This is a genomic window from Candidatus Omnitrophota bacterium (assembly GCA_013791745.1).
In the GTDB taxonomy this organism is placed as follows: domain Bacteria; phylum CG03; class CG03; order CG03; family CG03; genus CG03.
In genome coordinates, this window is record VMTH01000020.1 from 1 (window position 1) to 16783 (window position 16783).

Below are 16783 nucleotides of genomic sequence, written 5' to 3' on the forward strand. Positions count from 1 at the left end.
CCATAGATAATGATCTTCGTGAAAACGACCACACTCCCGGCTTCGGGTCGGCGGCGCGTTTTGTGGCCTGCGCCCTCATGGGCGACAATCTTGACAACAGGGCTCTTCCAGGGGTGAAAATAGACATCATAATGGGCCGTCACGCGGGTTTTCTCACAGCCGCCTCAGCGCTGGCCAGAGTCTATAAGGATGACGGCCCGCATCTGATATATCTTCCCGAAAGGCCTTTCAGCTTGAAGAAATTCGTGGAAGATGTCAAAAAAGTTTATAAAAAATTAGGGCGTTGTGTCGTCGCTGTTTCGGAGGGTATTTCCGACAGCAAAGGCGTTCCCATAGCGAGTAAATTCATAAAGGAAGTGGACGCTCACGGCAACGCCCAGCTTAGCGGCTCCGGCGCGCTGGGAGATCTCCTCGCCGCCGAAATAAAGGCGAAGACATCCATAAGCCGCGTCCGCGCCGACACCTTCGGTTACATACAGAGGTCTTTCCCGGGCAGTGTCTCCGCCGCCGACGCCGCCGAGGCCCGCGCGGTAGGAATAACCGCCGTGAAAACAGCGCTTTCGGGAGACATTGACGGTTCAATAGCCATAAGACGCCGGAAAGGCAGAAAATACTCTGTTTATTACGAGAGGGTTCCGCTTAAGGATGTGGCGAAAGAAACAAAAGAAATGCCGGCTAATTTCATTTCCCGATCGGGAAACGATGTAACGCGCGCCTTTATTGATTATGCCGCGCCCATCGTCGGCAAACTCCCTGAAATAGGCAGAATAAAAGCATATCCCGTTGCAAAGAAAAAATAACGCCGGTTCTATACTGAAAAAAGCCGTTGCCGCCGCTAGGAAGGCGGGCCGCGCGGCTCTTTCCATGCAGAAAAACATCAGCGTCGAATACAAGGGCGCTATCAATCCGGTCACGGACGCCGATAAGAAAAGCGAGAGAATACTCATAGATGAATTGTCCAAACTGGGCGATTTCGGTTTTCTCTGCGAGGAAAACACGGTCAAAAAACTCAGCGGGACCATGTGGGTGATAGATCCCATAGACGGCACGGTAAATTACGCTCACGGCGACCCGACATGGGCCGTCAATATAGCTCTTGTCAAAAACGGCGACCCTGTGATGGGAATAACGCTCAATCCGCCGACAGGGGAGATCTTCTGGGCGCTAAAGGGGAAGGGAGCCTTCCTCAACGGCAAAAAGATAAGGGTTTCGGCTGTTAAAAAAACAGCCAGAGCGCTGCTGTCAACGGGCTTTCCTTATGATGTGTGGCAAAAACCTGACAAAGTCCTGCGGATTTTCAGGAAATTTCTCGTCGTGTCCCAGGGTATCAGAAGGCCGGGCTCGGCGGCTCTTGATATGGCCTACACGGCCTGCGGGCGTTTTGACGGCTTCTGGGAACAGAATCTCTATCCGTGGGATATTGCCGCTGGCGTACTCCTTATAGAAGAAGCGGGGGGCAGGGTGACCGATTATAAAAACGCGAAAATCAAATGCGACGAGACATATATACGCAAAAACCGCAGCATTCTCGCCAGCAACGGCCTTCTGCACAAAAAAATGCTCTCACTGATAGGCGAAAAAAATAAACCGTGAATGTTTATACCATAGTCTTCATCGGCAAAGATAAGGAACTTTATGATACCATAATCCAAAGCCTGGCGGTTTATGAGTTCAGTTATTTCAGTTTTGACAATCTTGATAAATTCGCGGGCTTCACCGTTAAAAACATTGTCAATATCATTATGCTTTCCGGTGATTCGGAGAACATGGCAAAGGATGAATCCTTTAAAAAACTGCTTGTCCGGAAAGACAGGAAGATTCCCGTATTCATATTCTCCCGCCCGGCTCTATATTATGCCCGGGACAAAGATTTCGCGGGTAATCTCGCGGAAAAGATAAAACAGGCCCTGGGGCAGAACATTCTTCCCCGGAAACAGGCGGAATTCGGGGTCATAAAACTGGGAAAAACCGCGAAAGTAACGAGCGAGAAAAGGGAAGCGCCGCGTTTGAGGGCGAGTGTTCCCTTTGAGCTTTACGAGGACGAGACCCGCACGAAAAAATTTGACGCGCGCATCAGAAACATATCGGCGGGCGGCCTTTCCGTAAACACGAAAACAGGGCTTCCTGACAGGGATTTCTTCTTTTGCTGTTTCAGTATTGAAGAGGGGGAAAAGTATTCTCTTAAAGCCGTTAAACTGAGGTCAACCCTTGCGGGAGATCATTGCCACACGGCTTTGCGCTTCTCTAAGATATCATCCGCGGACTATAACCGTATCAACTCATACGCGAGAGTAATAGATTTTTTAAAAAAAACACGCATATTTGAAGAATTCAGCGATGACGACCTCAGGCTAGTCATCAGGGCTGGCAAAAAAATCTTCGTCCGGGAAGGGCAAATGGTCTTTTCGGAGAATATTGAGGGCAGAAATTTCTATATAGTGCTCTCGGGTAAAATAAAAATAAGCCGCAATTCGGGCATTCAGGCATCTTCCGGTGAAAAATACCTCGCTACAATGCATCCCGGGGAATTTTTCGGAGAAATGGCGCTGTTGAGAAAAATGAGAAGATCCGCCGCGGCGCAGGCCCTTGCGGACTCCGTGTTGTTTCAAATTGACAGGGATCACCTCGAGCAGATCCTTCTTGAGCACCAGGACATAGCCCTGAAGCTTTACAGGACATTTATTTCGGCTTTTATAGAACGCCTGGATAATTCAAATCAGGCCCTGATTGATTCGCCGTTTTCAATTCCGGCTGAAAACCTGAAACTCTGAAAGGGAAGCGTCTTTTTCAAAAGGCGCACCAGGCCATATAAAACCATTGCCGGGCCTTGTTCTTGATCCTAAATACGCCCCCTTTCTCCCAAATTTAACTTACGATAATATTTATTATGTAAACTTTTAGAGCGATCCAAGGGGGCGAGACGGTTTAATACAAAATGTCAATTTTATCTGCAAATGCGCTGTAATAAAAATACTTTGACTGCATATCTAATAATGTGCGCGAACTTTTCACACCCAAGATAACTAATTTTTCGGGCAAAACTAACAATTATAATTATTTTCTAAAAAACAGCGCTCGCCGCTTTCCCCATTTCTTTTGATTTAAGCCTTTGGCCTATGGCTGAGTATGGCCCTGTTAAAAAAAACGCCGCAAACGGCCCGCCGGCTCATTTATTGATTTTTTAAAAGACATTTTCCGGGTTTCACCCGTATCTTTGTGTTTAGCGCGGCTTTCCTTTGCTGCGGCATAGCGGTGTTTGTCAGGTTAAATTATTATGCCTTTGCGTCTTTGGGCGGAAAAAATGTTCTCAACCGCCGTTTTAACCGTTTGCGCCGTATCAGGACGAAGCGCTATTTTCTTCAATGACTTCAGTATTTCTCTGTATTCTTCGCCCTTTGCCTTATCCAGATGTTCTTTCAGCGTATCCACGGCCTTCAATTCGGTTTTATTGCCGAGCGCCCACAAAAGGTTCAGCCTCGCCGAGTTGCCGGAGGCTCTTCCCAGCATTTCCGATAAGGAAGACGCGTCAAGAGGAATATCTGTATATTCAGGCAGAAAATCTGTTAACTGGATAGTGCTTGTTTTCGTCGTAAAAGCCGGTTTCTCCGCCTCCCGCGCCCGATCCCGCTGTGACCTTACGGAGTCAAGGGAATCCTCCATTTTTTTTAAAACGATATCTATTTTTTCATCTTTCTTGTTTTTTTCCGAATTTTTTCGGTTATGAGAGACTGCCAGAGCCGCTTTCATTTTTTCCTCGGCGAGTTCCGCCTTGACCTGCGCGGCCGATTCTTTGAGGGCGTCCAGTTCTCTCTGTATCCTTTTTTCCGAAGCCAGTTTTTCTTCAAGAAAAACAGACTCTTTGGCGCGTTCGTTCAAATAGAGCTTGAAAAAAATAAGCGCTATAGCAGTGATAAACGCAAGAAAAATAATTCCGATGAAAGTCGTTTTCTTCCAGTCCGCCGACGGAGAAAAACGCTCTATGATCCGTTCCCTTATGATTATGGGTTCGCTGGCGGCTCTTTCCGGCGCTTTTGCCGCGCTGACACGGGGTTGGGGCGTAACCGCTGTTTTTTTAACGGGTTTTTTTACCGTCGCCGTCGGTTTTTTCGGCTCCGGAGTTTTTTCCGGCGTTTTTTCCGGAGTTTTCTCCGAGAGCGTTTTCAGGCTCTCCCTGAGCCTGATGACTTTGTCATCCATGACCTTGAGCTTGTCCGCCTCATGCACATATTTTGACGCGGCGACATAATCTCCCGAGGCCATGGCCTTTGACGCCTGGTCTATATAAACTTCGGCGAGAAGCAATTTGGTTTTGTTGTCGTCGGGATTTGCCGTGTGGGCCTTATAAAGCTGCAGCATCGCCTCATCCGAATTTCCGGCTATATAGGCGGCAACGCCTTTTTTGTACGCGTCATCATCCGCGGCAGCGGCATGGGATAAAGAGATCAAACAAAACACGCATATTGCCGCAAAGTATACTCTCATTTTATTTCTCCCCTTCCTGCACTATGTACATAAATTTGTCTATCCTTTTCATCAGCTGTATCATCTCTTTACTTCCGGGGTTAATAATAATTCCCTCCGCCAGAACGGCCCTGGCGAGGGCGTACTTGCCCTCGGCTACGGCGGCGTGAGCGTCAATGAGATAACTGATTTCTTCGACCGAAACATCCCCCCTGAGTACATTCAGCGCCTCCAAAATCAGCTTTTTGGCCTCGCTGTAATTTCCCTGTTCCATATATGACCTGGCTTTTCCGGCGAGTTTCCGCGCTTCGCTTTTTGTGAGTTTCGCCGATCCTTCTTTCAGCAGATTGCCATATCGCGCGAGGATGGTGTTGATTGTCGCGGCGGCCTTGGCGAAATCTCTCATGGCTATATCCTTCTGCATCTGCGCGAGCATTTTCAGAAGCCAGTCCCTTTCTTCGTCGGTCATGGAGCCGGAAGAATCTTTGAGAACGGCAAGTTCCTTCGCCAGTTTTTTTATTTCCGCTTCTTTTTCGCTTATGATCTGTTCCGAAACCGAGGATATGTAAGAAAATTTGAATCCGGCGCTCAGGGCCATGCGCGAGCCGCTTTCTCCGTTTATGGCGGCTATGTCCAGAAAAAATCTGCCAAAAGTGATGCCCGCGCCGTAAGATACGGCGAAATCGTCTTTGCCAGCCCTTATGACGACTTCATCAGACATGCGCAGTTCCATACCCATGGCTGTTCTCGCTTCGTTCCTGAGAGCTGTGTCCATAAGGCTTTTTTTGTAGTACAGGCAGAGGCCTCCGGCGAATAAGTTGGAATTTACGAACAAATGGGTGTTCAGAGGGAGAGCTTCGCTCTCAAGGCCGGTATTGAGTTCTGAAGCGAATATGTTCTGGGCGGCAAAACCTATGTTAAGCGGCAGATAAACCCTTTCTTTTCTCAGCACTTCCCTGCCGAAAGGCATCCAGCCGGCAGCCGCGCCGAGGCCGTAGGCGGCCCCGCTGTAACCGAAGATCGCCTGTTTCATGTAATCAAAAGATAAGGCCGCCGACAAATGTTCGGAAGAGGTCGCGCCTGAAAGCCGCAGGAGCGTTTCGGACTGCCTGAAAGAACCGCCGCTGTTGTTGAGTTCGTCAAGGACATCGGAAGAGGCGCTCTGAAACTGTATGATAGATATGCCCGCGGCTATTTTCCCGGGCCTGGCGTAATCTACGCGCCGGGCGGAGGTGCCCCAATCCAGCTCGGAGCTTGTGGCGGAAATATTCTCCGAATTAAAAAAGGAATCCATCTGCGGATAAAGAAAGCTCACGCCGGATCCGGCGATGCCCTCGTCGCGCGCTCCGTGAACGGAATAAAGCGTCTCTCCCGTGCTGACGGCGCGCGCTCCGGCGGCAAATAATAACAGCGCCGCGATAGCGAATGCATCCTGTTTTCTGTTCATTTACCTCCTGTCAGCAATTTTACCTCGTTGACGAGTTCGTCTATTTCAAAGGGTTTTTCCAGCCAGGAATTCACTTTAATTTCCGACTCCACCTTTGACCGCGTGTTTTTATCGCAGGCGCTGGCGACAATAACAGGAATATCTTTTGTCATGCTTTTCCTGAATTGCATGCCGTCCATTCCTTCCATAATGATGTCAAGAATGATTATATCCGGCTTGAAAGATTCTATTTTTTCCAACCCTGCAAGGCCGTCCAGGGCTATTTCGGCGTTAAACCCTTCCATCTCAAGAGACATCTTAATGATCTCGGCGATATCTTTTTCATCCTCAACGATCAGCACTTTTTTCATTTTGTTCTCCTTATTTTATTATTCCCAAAAGCTTACCGTGTTCCTTACCCGAAGCTGTCACCGATAAATGATACATCCCGTCGGGGAGTTTGAATCCCGCGAGATCCCGTCCGTCCCATACAACGGGGGACGCTTCCGCGGCGGTGTAAACCCTCTCGTAAACTTTTTCTCCCGTCAGGGCGAATATCACCACTGTCACCGGTGTATTGGACGGGTTGTTCGCCCATATCTCGGTCGTTGCGCTGAAGGGATTGGGCTTGTTGATGAGCGGCGGCGCAAGGGATGCCGCTTCCTTCACGGCCGCCAGGGCATAAGGGCCAACGGATGAGGCGAAAAAGCTGATGTCGCCGCCCGGCCCCGCCGCGGCGGGCTGAAATGTTTCATCCGCCTGTGGCGGAGTGCGCCGCTGCAAGTCTGCCGTGGCGGATGGCATGCTGAAATGTTGCATCCGCAGAGGCGGAGCGCCCAGCGCCGAAATCATTTTTGTCCATTGCCCCGACACATACTCCAGAGCGAAAATATTATCGGCCCTTATACGGCTGAAATCCCCGGCCGCGGTGTAGCCGGCTGTCAGTCTCAGCGCTTTTGACGGGATCAAGCTGTTGCCTGCGAGGCCGACGGCCTCTACGCGCCAGCCGTAATCAGCGGTAAATTTCGCCGCGCGCGACATTTCCATGTTCTCCCGCGCGGCCGCGCCCGTGGCATAGTCTCTCGCTATGTCCACAAAAGAGGCTTCCGCGAAACAGGCCGAATCCACGGTGACGGTCAGGTTATCTCCGGGGAAATCAACGACGGCGAAGCTGTTCGCCGGCATAAAATTTTTCCACGCGAATTCTGTTTCACCGTAAACGGTGTTTCCGTCCGTGTCCTTCACCCCCGCTATTGAAACGCTTATGTCTTTGGGATATGAGAAATTACGCCTCAGCACGAGGACATTATTTTTTGCGCCGGTGATCTCGGAGGTGACCGCCACGGCCTGCGACGATTCCCGCACGGAAATTTCCGCCGCAGATTCGGCGGAAACCGGGTTGTTGAAATAAAAAGTCACGGAAGTCATGTTCACGATGTAGGCGCCGTTTAACGGAGATGTTCTGACGGCTGTCATACTGCCGCGCAGGACAGTAAAATTGAAGATTTCCGAACTCTCTCTTTCCAGCCCCCTGAAATCAACAGCTTTGACTTTCCAGTAATAATCGTTCAGGTTTGCCAGCGTAGCGCTGTGGCCGGTGAGGGATGTTTCGGCGCTTTCGGATTGCGCGAAATCGGGATGAGTGGAGTAGTACAGAACATAACGGACGGCGTCCCCGTCGCTGTCGGCGGCTTCGTTCCATGTAAAGGAAATTTCCTCGCTGTTAAGGACAGCGCCGTCGGCGGGAGATATAAGGGAAAAAGCTTCCGGCTTCGTGTTGCCGTTCAGTATTGATACCTGTATTATCGCCTCCCCCGTCAGCGGGTCCGCGGGCGAATCTTCCACCGCTATTTTGAGATAATATGCCCCGTCTTTAAAAAGACGGCTGTTGAATGACACATAGGTATCGGAAATGTTTTCGGCGATGGAAATCCAGTTGAGCGAATTCGTTGATATGCTCAAGCTGCTTAAATGCGTGTCTGTCGGATTGCCGTCGCTTATGTCCCAGCTCACCCACACCTCGCCTGTCAGATTGTCGTTTTCCCCGGGCGCGGTGAATTCAACGGAAGGCGGATAATTGGGATTCCGTATAAGGAACACATCCGATATTTTCTCGCCGCTCAGCCCCGCTCTGTCGGACGCTGTCACTCTTATATTGCAGAAATCCGAATTCGGAAAGGCCAGCGTATCAAAGAAGAAAAATGTCGTGCCGCCGGCGATAGCATCAGCGATCGTGTGCCATGAGATCATGGAATCCGTGCTCAAATAAACAGAAACGCTCATTTCATCTTCCGGCTTGTCGGCGTCGGAAAGGGAATACGATACTCCGGCTGTCCCCGAGAGGATATCATACTGCGCTGGAGAAGTGACGGATGATATTTCCGGAGGCGACTGCGTCCATGAAAAAGCGTTGTTGGAAATTGAGCCGAGGTTTCTGTTGGGATCTATAACCTCGTCCTTTAAGGCGATGACAAAATAATATGACGCGCCGTCGCCAAGGCCGTCTATTATGACAGAGCGCCGTTCGCCCGGGGACACAGACGCGGATATTATTTTTTCAGTATATCCCGCCGTGTACCAGACGGTGAGAGGTAGCCATTTTTTCCATTGTACGCGTATTTGCCCGCCTGTAATATCCCCCGTTGTACCGTCGTCGCCGGTTGCGGTCCACGACAGAGATACCGAGCCCGGGCTGTCAAGGATTTTCTCCGCCGTCAGGTCGGTGACAGCCGAAGGAGCCGTTGTGTCAACATAAAAGCTCCACGCATCCGAGAATCCGCTGGAGCCGTAATCGTCCGAGGCGCGCACTTTCCAGTAATATCTCCCCTCAGGATAAAAATCATCGGGATGGTAGTAGGAATAAGTTATGCCTTCCTGACAGGGAATGCCCGATGATGAGATATATACCGCAAAATCAGGCGATGTGGACAGCCGCATCTCATAAGAGTGCGAATGCTCATCGTCGTCGGGGTCGATGGCGTTGTACCAGTAAAACCATGCCCTGTTTTGTGATGACTGAAAGATGGAATCTCCGTTTTGCATTATCTTTCCGTATAAAACGGGATCCTCCGGCAGGTGATTGTATTTCATATTCAGTTCGGATAAGTAAAAAGAGGAAACATTTCCGGGAACGCATGAAAGAAAAAACCTCACGCTGAAATATCTTCCGCCGTCGCGGGTTGCTTCCGGCGTCAGCGGGCTGGCGTTGTAATAAGAATTTTCGCCGGTTGGCCCGGTGTAGCTAAGGCCGGCGGGATCGGATGATGTGGCGATCTGATATTTTATATCGCCCGTTCCGGCGAAATAACGCCAGAAGCTTTTGTATTCAACGGGATTGACCGAAACGCCGGTGTCATAAATTTTTGTCGTGTAAGTGCCGGACGAATTTATCACATATTTTTTAAGATCGGAAAATATTTTATTGTTAGTGAAAGTTGTTTCCGCCGTGCCGCCGCCGAAAAGAATATTGCCGTATCCGGGGCTGTGGCAGAATATGTGATGCCGTCGGCCTTCGGGTTTGCCGGAATCGGCGTTCAGGGCGCTAAGCTGCGTCCAGGCGGCGGATACGGGATTAAACATCCACAGGGCTTTGTTGTAGCTGTATTCGCCCAGCGTTTCCACCTCGCCGCCGAACAGTATAATTCTTTCAATACCCGAGTCGTAAACCATAGCCGCACCGCTTCTTTGCCCCGGATTTGAGGCGGAAACATCTATTTCCGTCCAGGAAGCGGAGCTGCCATCATAAATCCAGCAGTCCTTTAGATAGCTCCCGCTTTCACCGCCGTATAGCAGCACTTTCCCTTCTCCCGCGGGGGCCATGGCGTGATTTGCCCGCGCCGACGGCGAAACAGGCGGATTGAGAAGCGTCCATGACGAGGCCGTAATATTAAAGATCCATGTGTCAGAATAAGACACGGCGCCTTTCTTTCCTCCGAAAAGAATAATCTTATCTGCCGAAAGTTTTGCTGATGCCGTTCCCATGCGCATGGAAGGATGAGTGGAGCACTCCACCTGTGACCAGTCGTTTCCCGAAAATATCCATGTGTCGTCAAAAACATTCACGCCGTCATAGCCCCCGAACAGCACTATATCGCCAGTTCCGTCATCTGCCATGGCGAAACTTATGCGTTTGGAGGGAGCAGTGGAAACGCTTATTTCATCCCATGAACCTGAGGCCGGATTAAAAGCGTATGTCGTGTTGTGCAGTATCATAGAGGAGGTGGAAGATCTTCCGCCGAAAAGGATCACTTTGTCCGCGTAAGCCGCCCGGCTGTTGCTCCGGGGCCCTATATTGCCGTTGAGAGCGCTCCAGCGGTTTTCGCAGTATATCCTGTCACCGTAAGCGAGAGTTCCGCCGAATTCCCCCTGCGAGAAAGCTGCCGCGTCCTTTTCCTGAACGGTTTTGGAGGCCGAGGCCATAGCGGGAAAAAAAGCAAAAAATATCAAATAAGCAAGAACATACGCGTCGCTTGCTATCCGTCGACGGCCGCTCACGCATGAAGTTCGCTGCCTATTCAGGCTTCGCCTGCAATTATGCTTGGCCTTATGCATTGTCGTTTCGGGAACGAGGCAAAACCCCTCACTCATATGGCCCGCTCCGAATAGCAAGTGACGCGTTTGCTTATGGCGCGGTTTCAAGTTTTTCTCCTTTTCTTTTTCGCGGTTTCCGGCAACAGCGGCAAAGTTACGATGAATTCCGCGCCTTTTTCCTGCCTCTCCGCGCGCGTGTCGCCGCTGTCCCCCCATGCTTATCCACAAGCTGTTTAACTATTGAGAGCCCCAGGCCGAAACCTTTTGCTTTGTGAAAAAGGGAATTTCCCGTCTGGTAAAATCTGTCAAACACCTTTAACCGCTCTTCATCGGCTATTCCGGGGCCGGCGTCGGAAAAAACTATTTCCGCTTTTTCACCGGAAACTGAAACGCGGACGGAAACTTCGCTACCCTCCGGAGAAAATTTTAAGGCATTGTCCAGTATATTGATAAATACCTGCTCCATTCTGACGCCGTCGCAAAGTATGAAAAGAGGTTTGTCCTTTTTGTATTTAATGCGTATATTTTTTTCTTCTGCCCTGTTGCTAACGGCGGCTATGGAGTTGGCCAGACACAGGAATATATCCGTTTCGGTTTTTGTCAACTTGATAATGTCTCTTTCTATTTCCGCCACGGACAGAAGGTCTTTCACCAGAACAAGCATTCTGACGGTATTGTTTTTGACGATTGCCATTATTTTTTTTCTGCCGCTTTCATCTTTCTCTAATTTTTCATATAAATCCGCGGCGCCTTTTATCGCCGTAAGAGGCGTTCTGAGCTCATGCGACACATTTGACAAAAATTTCGTTTTGAGTTCCGACACCTCCTTCATTTTTTCATAGATTTTTGAGTTGGAAATCGCCAGGGCCGCGATCTGAGCGAGAACAAAAGCTCTTTCAAGGTCGGTCTGAGTAAATTTATTATCCGTCTTCATTCTTTTCAGATTCAAAGTGCCTATCAGCTTATCCTGAAGGATCATCGGAGCGCTTATCCCCGACTTCACCCCGTCGTAAGTTTTTTCACCCCTGAAACGGGCGTCTTTATTCAGTTCATCGTTAACAATGACCGGTTCAAGCTTGGCGGCGGCATAACCGCAAACCCTCTCTCCGAGGCGGATTTTTTTACCGAGAGCTTTTTCCCTGTCAGCGCCGCTCGCCGTCGTCACAATAAGCGCTTTTTCATCCTCGTTCCACAGAGTTATAGAACCCCCGTCAGCGGAGAGCTGCTCTTCGGCTGTCTTCAGAATAAGGTCTAAAACCTCATCCAGAGGTTTAATCCGGCCGATCGCGAGAGTGATCCGGTAAAGCCCGACAATATCAGTGAGGCTGCTCACTTTATTCTCCAGATGTCTCGTCTTGAAAAATCTTTCTACAACCCTGATAAGTTCATCCATCTCAAAAGGTTTGGGCAGATAATCAGCGGCGCCGTTTCTCATACACGCGACAGCGTTATTGATGTCAATATAACCTGTCATAACAATAACGCCCGTTTCTGGCGATCTCTCTTTCACCATCTTGATCAGATCTTCACCCCTATCCTCACCCATCCTAAGATCCGTGAGAACAAGCCCGTAGTCGGCGGAACTTAATTTCCCCATCGCTTCACTTATTCCGGACGCCGTATCCACTTCATATTGCGCGGTTTGCAATATCATAGCGCAGACGGATCTTATCGTTTCTTCATCATCCACAACCAGTATTTTTCTGTTCATATATTTATCTCCGTTTCGTTGTTTTTTCCTTTATCCTTACTCCTGTCCTCCAATCTCTTTCTTCCGCTATATGATGTAATCGTTCGCTGCCATTGGTTTTCTTCCAGCTCCGGCCACCGGCAAAGCCACAACAAACTCCGTATATTCGCCTTCTTTGCTGTCAACGTATATATCTCCGCCGTGGTCTTTTACTATGCCGTAAACAATTGAGAGTCCCAAACCGGTTCCTTTATCCTTCGTCGTAAAAAACGGCTCAAAAATAGATTTTCGCGTTTTCTCATTCATGCCGGGGCCGTTATCCTTTATTTTAATTTTCACTATATCCTTTTCACCGCAGTATTCCGTTGACGCATTTATCATTTTCCATTCTTTGTTTATACGCGCCTGGCCGTTCAGCGCGTCTATGCTGTTTGAAAAAAGATTTATGAAAATCCGCATGATCGTATCCGCGTTTGCTGTTATTTCCGGTATATCCGATAGTTCGTTAACAATCTTTATCTTTGAGCTGGTAATATCTGAATTCATAAAGCTCTCTACTTTCCGTATAATAGAGTTCAGGTCTATCTTGTCTTTTGTAACTCCGCCACTTTTTTTGCTGAATGTTTGAATGCCGCCTATTATATCCTTCATCCGTAACGCCTCTGATTTTACGATAGCTAAAGTTTTTTTATCTTCATCGCTCAATGTCTTCGCGGATATATATGCGAGCAGATCAACTCTGGCGATAATAGTTGTAAGGGGGTTATTGAGCTCGTGCGCGACGCCTGCGGCGAGCCGCCCTATACTTGATAGTTTGGCCGCTTGAATAAGCTCCGCCTGAAGTTGATTTATCTCTCTGATATCTCTTAAAATACAAACAATATCAAGGAGTTCCCCTTTATGTTTTACCAACGAAGCGCTTAATGAAACAATGATCTTGTCTCCTCCCTGACCAAGAATTTCTATTTCAATATTTTGGACAACATCGTTTCCTTTAAGTCTTTTAATGACACTCTCCATCCGAGTGTCGTCAGTAAACAATATATCGGCCGGCTTCCCTATAAGTTCCTCTTCCCTATATCCGGTCAATCTGAGAATAGGCGGATTCGCGACGATTATGCTGCCTTTCGGATTTATTATAATCAGCGGGTCGCCAATACTTTTAATAGTCTCCTCAAGTTTCACCTTTTCCGTTACATCCCGCGATACATGGACAAATTCAACTATCTCCCCGGCTTTATTCCTTATGGGATAGGCGCTTACTTCAATCCACGCCGCATTACCTTTGTTATCAAAATGTGTATGTAGAACAGTTACCGGCTTACCTGTTCGCATAACCTCGGTTACCGGACAGATATCATGAGGCGGAGAGCAAATATCATTTCTATTATGCGTGGCATGATAACAATAGTCTCCGGCGATCTCCCCGTAAGAATCTCTCTCCTTTTTGTTCGCCCAGATAATTTTAAAGTTTCTATCGAGCAGGAGAAGGCCTTCGTCAATGCCTTCGGTGATTTTTTCTCTTTCTGCCAGGGCATTACGGATATTTCTCAAATTCTCGTCTCTGAAAATTTCAAGCATTCCGCTCACTCCCCAAAGAATGCATACCGCGCAGATAGCTCTGAAAACTTGAACCGGTATTTTTACAGCTAAAAAAAATGAATCGCTGTTGAGCCAGTTAAATGGGAAGAAATCAGCTTTTGAAACAACCAGTCCGCCCAGGAAACCATAAATAAGGAAGGATAAACCCGCGAGCAAAAAATACTTTTTTAGTTTTAGCTGTTCTAATTGCCGCCGGGAGCACCGATAATATGAAAGAAACCCGAGCCCGCTAAGTACGCCGCCCGGAAAACCTAAGAGATACCTTGTCCAGTTACTTCCGATTTTCCAGAAGTCGGAAGATGCAAACCCTAAAATAAGAATGCAGATCGCTATCAGCGGAGACAGCCACCATGCCAGCGCTTCAGCAATCTTCTTCCGCCAGGCCGGGCACGCATCTTCGGTAATTCTAAAAAGCCGGCGCCCGAATTCAAATAGAAATAAATAAGAAACAAAAAGACAGAACCAGCGGATCAAATCCAGTATTTGATTTCCCCCCCTGATTATTGACCACATATCCAGCCATTCATTTACTCCGTGAATCGCGCCGAATCCCGCCAACAGCCATAAAATATTCGCGATTCGGAAAGAGCTCTCCTTTTTCTGCTGCGCCCAGATGATTATACCCATGGTAACGAAGGCAAATCCGTAAACAAAAAAGACGATATCCAAATTATTTTGAAACCATTTACAAATTAATTCCATTATTTTAATCCTCCATTTACACTTATGTTATTTAATACACTGTTGATTTCTTTTTCCAGTTCTTCTCCCTTAAACGGCTTTTGCAAAAATCCATCAGCACCGGCGGCAAGTATCTTCTCTCTGACACCCTCACGGCCATCACCTGTAATGGCGAGGATTTTTATCGCGGCATCATAGCTTTTGATTTCTGCGCACAGATTGTAACCGTCGTGGCCGGGGAGCCTTATATCCAGGACAATAACATCAAAATTGTTTGAGTGTAAAATCTTTGCGCCGGAAAAACCATCGCCGGCGGTAAATACTTCGTATCTCCCTGTCATTTCCAGCGCTTTCCGTACGAAGCTCAGTAATTGTATGTCGTCGTCAATCACCAGCATTCTATATATGCAGGGAGATTGATTGAGTCCTCTTAGTTTTTCTTTACAAGGAAACCTGAGTACAATACTGGTTCCTTTCCCTTTGGCACTCTTGACTTCCACACTTCCTCCGTGTTTCTGCATAACGCCATATACTTCTGAAAGGCCCAGGCCAGTTCCGACATTCACCGGTTTTGTCGTAAAGAATGGATCAAATATTTTTTTTATGACCGTCTCGTCTATCCCCTCGCCATTGTCTTCTATGTCTATAGCTATCTCATTCCGCTTTTTATCAAATATCGTAGTTATTTTAAATGTTCTTTTTTTAATGTCTTTCATGGCATAAATACCGTTTATAATAATGTTTAAGAGCGCTCCCAAAACCTCTTCGCGGTCTATATTGATATTGGACAATTGGCCTTTCTCCCTTTTCATAAAGATCCCCTCTGCTTTAATATTGGCAAGGCCGATCGCTTCATCAATGATTTCTTCAATATTGTAAAAGTTTTTATTCGGCATCTTTTTTTCACGGCTCAATGACAGCAGGCTCAATATTATTTTCTTCATTCTGAGCGATTCCTTTTTTATTATGGCGAGATTTTTCTTATCATCATCATTTAACCTGTCTTCGGCAGTCAGTGAAATAAGGTCATTCAGCGAAACTATTGTGGTCAGCGGATTATTTAATTCATGAGCAACGCCGGCGGCAAGACGGCCCACCCCCGCCAGCCTTGACTGCTGTAACATTTTTTTCTGCATTTTATCCTGTTCGGTAATATCACGGGTAACAGTGACGAGATAACTGATTTCAGAATTTCTCCGTTTATACGGGTAGTAGGACACATCAAAGTAGCGGGTTGGCGATGCTGAGAATTCGAAAGCTTCGCTGTAATGAACTTCCTCGCCGTTTAAAGCCCGGTCAATATAATTTTTTATTTTTCTTTCAAAAGTCTCCCTGCCCCATATCTCCGCGATGGTTTTACCCACGATTTCTTCCCTCTTTCTGCCGTGCGCGCGGCAATACGCGTCATTGGCCGCCGTGTATGTATAATTACGGTCAATTATCGTCATTAATTCTTTTGAATTATTAACGATGAATTCGTATTCTTTTTTTTCATCATACAGTTTCTTCAGTTCATTGCCCGTTGAAAGGTACGCGATAATCTTCTCCCGTTTTATAACTGACAAGGGTTCATTATTCTTACCCATAAGCAGGGAAATTTCCGCCTTTTTATTGTCCATCAATTTAAGAGCTTCTTGTGCCGAAACTGAATCAGGTATTTTTTCAACAGCCGTTACAGGACAGTCCGCCAGTAATCTTGAAGAAGGATATCCTATAATATGCCGCAGCGGTATTATTCCTTTTATTTCTCCCCTGAACTTTACTACAAGATAATCAATTTCTTTGCCGTCAACCATCCTGACCGCGTCACCGATGCTGTGAGAGCCGGAAACCACCGCGATATTCCTTTCTGATAGTTCTTTAACGTGTCTCATTTTACGTATATCTCAGCCCTGAATTTCCCTGGACATCCTAATTCCAATATCACATTTAATACTTAGCATGCATTCATTGCTCATTATAGCGGCAGTTTCTTCTACTATTGTATCAATCAGGGCTTGCCGGTCCGCCCTGAGAAAGAGCTGCTTTTTTATTAACAGCGCTTCTATAGTTTTATTCGAAAGCCGTATAAGCTCAAATTTACGGTGCGCCACCGTGTTAAGCATCTTGAGCGCCGCTGTCGGCCCTATGGCGCAGCTTTTCCCGAGCACCAGTATATCGCCGGCCGGCGGGATCTTAAATGTTGACAATTCCATATTCAAAATCGCCTTTTTTCGTTTAACTGAAACTTTTTTCATCACGGCCTCCTGTTTTCTTCCTTTTCCCGATTCTTCCCCAGCAATTCATCAATTTTAGCCATCAGTTCTTTCATCTCAAAAGGTTTACTCAGGAACGCGTCAGCTCCGCATTTTATGATTTTGTCTTTAATGTCCTCGGTATTGTACCCGGTAACC

12 protein-coding genes are annotated in these 16783 nt (G+C 47.6%); 3 read left to right on the top strand and 9 right to left on the bottom strand.

The genetic code is table 11. From position 1 onward, the window contains the following. The 3 genes from FP827_00960 to FP827_00970 form a co-directional block, all read left to right on the top strand. Positions 1-800 (top strand): diphosphate--fructose-6-phosphate 1-phosphotransferase (locus tag FP827_00960; protein MBA3051655.1); only part of this gene is annotated, 800 nt, incomplete at its 5' end. Continuing rightward, positions 778-1593, top strand: a complete 816-nt coding sequence (locus tag FP827_00965; GenBank protein ID MBA3051656.1) for an inositol monophosphatase — start codon at positions 778-780, stop codon at positions 1591-1593. The genes FP827_00960 and FP827_00965, both read left to right, overlap by 23 nt. Then, entirely contained in the window at positions 1590-2771 is a 1182-nt protein-coding gene (locus FP827_00970) for a cyclic nucleotide-binding domain-containing protein (GenBank protein ID MBA3051657.1), read from the top strand. The genes FP827_00965 and FP827_00970 overlap by 4 nt, the downstream gene beginning before the upstream one ends. Positions 2772-3264: 493 nt before the next feature. Here the strand turns inward: FP827_00970 and FP827_00975 are convergent, their stop codons facing one another. From FP827_00975 to FP827_01015, 9 genes are all read right to left on the bottom strand, one after another. Continuing rightward, positions 3265-4482 (bottom strand): hypothetical protein, encoded by a 1218-nt coding sequence (locus FP827_00975; GenBank protein MBA3051658.1) that lies wholly within the window; start codon positions 4480-4482, stop codon positions 3265-3267. Position 4483: 1 nt separating this feature from the next. After that, positions 4484-5908, bottom strand: coding sequence for a hypothetical protein (locus tag FP827_00980; protein ID MBA3051659.1), 1425 nt, complete (start codon positions 5906-5908; stop codon positions 4484-4486). Further along, positions 5905-6258: a response regulator gene (locus FP827_00985; protein MBA3051660.1), complete on the bottom strand. Its 354-nt coding sequence runs from the start codon at positions 6256-6258 to the stop codon at positions 5905-5907. Before FP827_00985 ends, FP827_00980 begins: the two co-directional genes overlap by 4 nt. A 10-nt stretch (positions 6259-6268) precedes the next feature. Beyond that, positions 6269-10633, bottom strand: coding sequence for a hypothetical protein (locus tag FP827_00990; GenBank protein MBA3051661.1), 4365 nt, complete (start codon positions 10631-10633; stop codon positions 6269-6271). Further along, positions 10572-12128, bottom strand: coding sequence for a response regulator (locus FP827_00995; protein MBA3051662.1), 1557 nt, complete (start codon positions 12126-12128; stop codon positions 10572-10574). Before FP827_00995 ends, FP827_00990 begins: the two co-directional genes overlap by 62 nt. Before the next feature lie 66 nt (positions 12129-12194). Then, positions 12195-14411, bottom strand: coding sequence for a PAS domain-containing protein (locus FP827_01000; protein ID MBA3051663.1), 2217 nt, complete (start codon positions 14409-14411; stop codon positions 12195-12197). Beyond that, the gene (locus FP827_01005) at positions 14411-16264 is read right to left on the bottom strand and encodes a response regulator (protein ID MBA3051664.1); all 1854 of its coding nucleotides are present in this window, start codon (positions 16262-16264) and stop codon (positions 14411-14413) included. The genes FP827_01000 and FP827_01005 overlap by 1 nt, the downstream gene beginning before the upstream one ends. Before the next feature lie 12 nt (positions 16265-16276). Next, complete coding sequence (locus FP827_01010; GenBank protein ID MBA3051665.1) at positions 16277-16627, bottom strand: hypothetical protein; 351 nt, start codon at positions 16625-16627, stop codon at positions 16277-16279. After that, the coding region (locus tag FP827_01015) for a response regulator (protein ID MBA3051666.1) at positions 16627-16783 on the bottom strand (157 nt) is incomplete at its 5' end. The genes FP827_01010 and FP827_01015, both read right to left, overlap by 1 nt.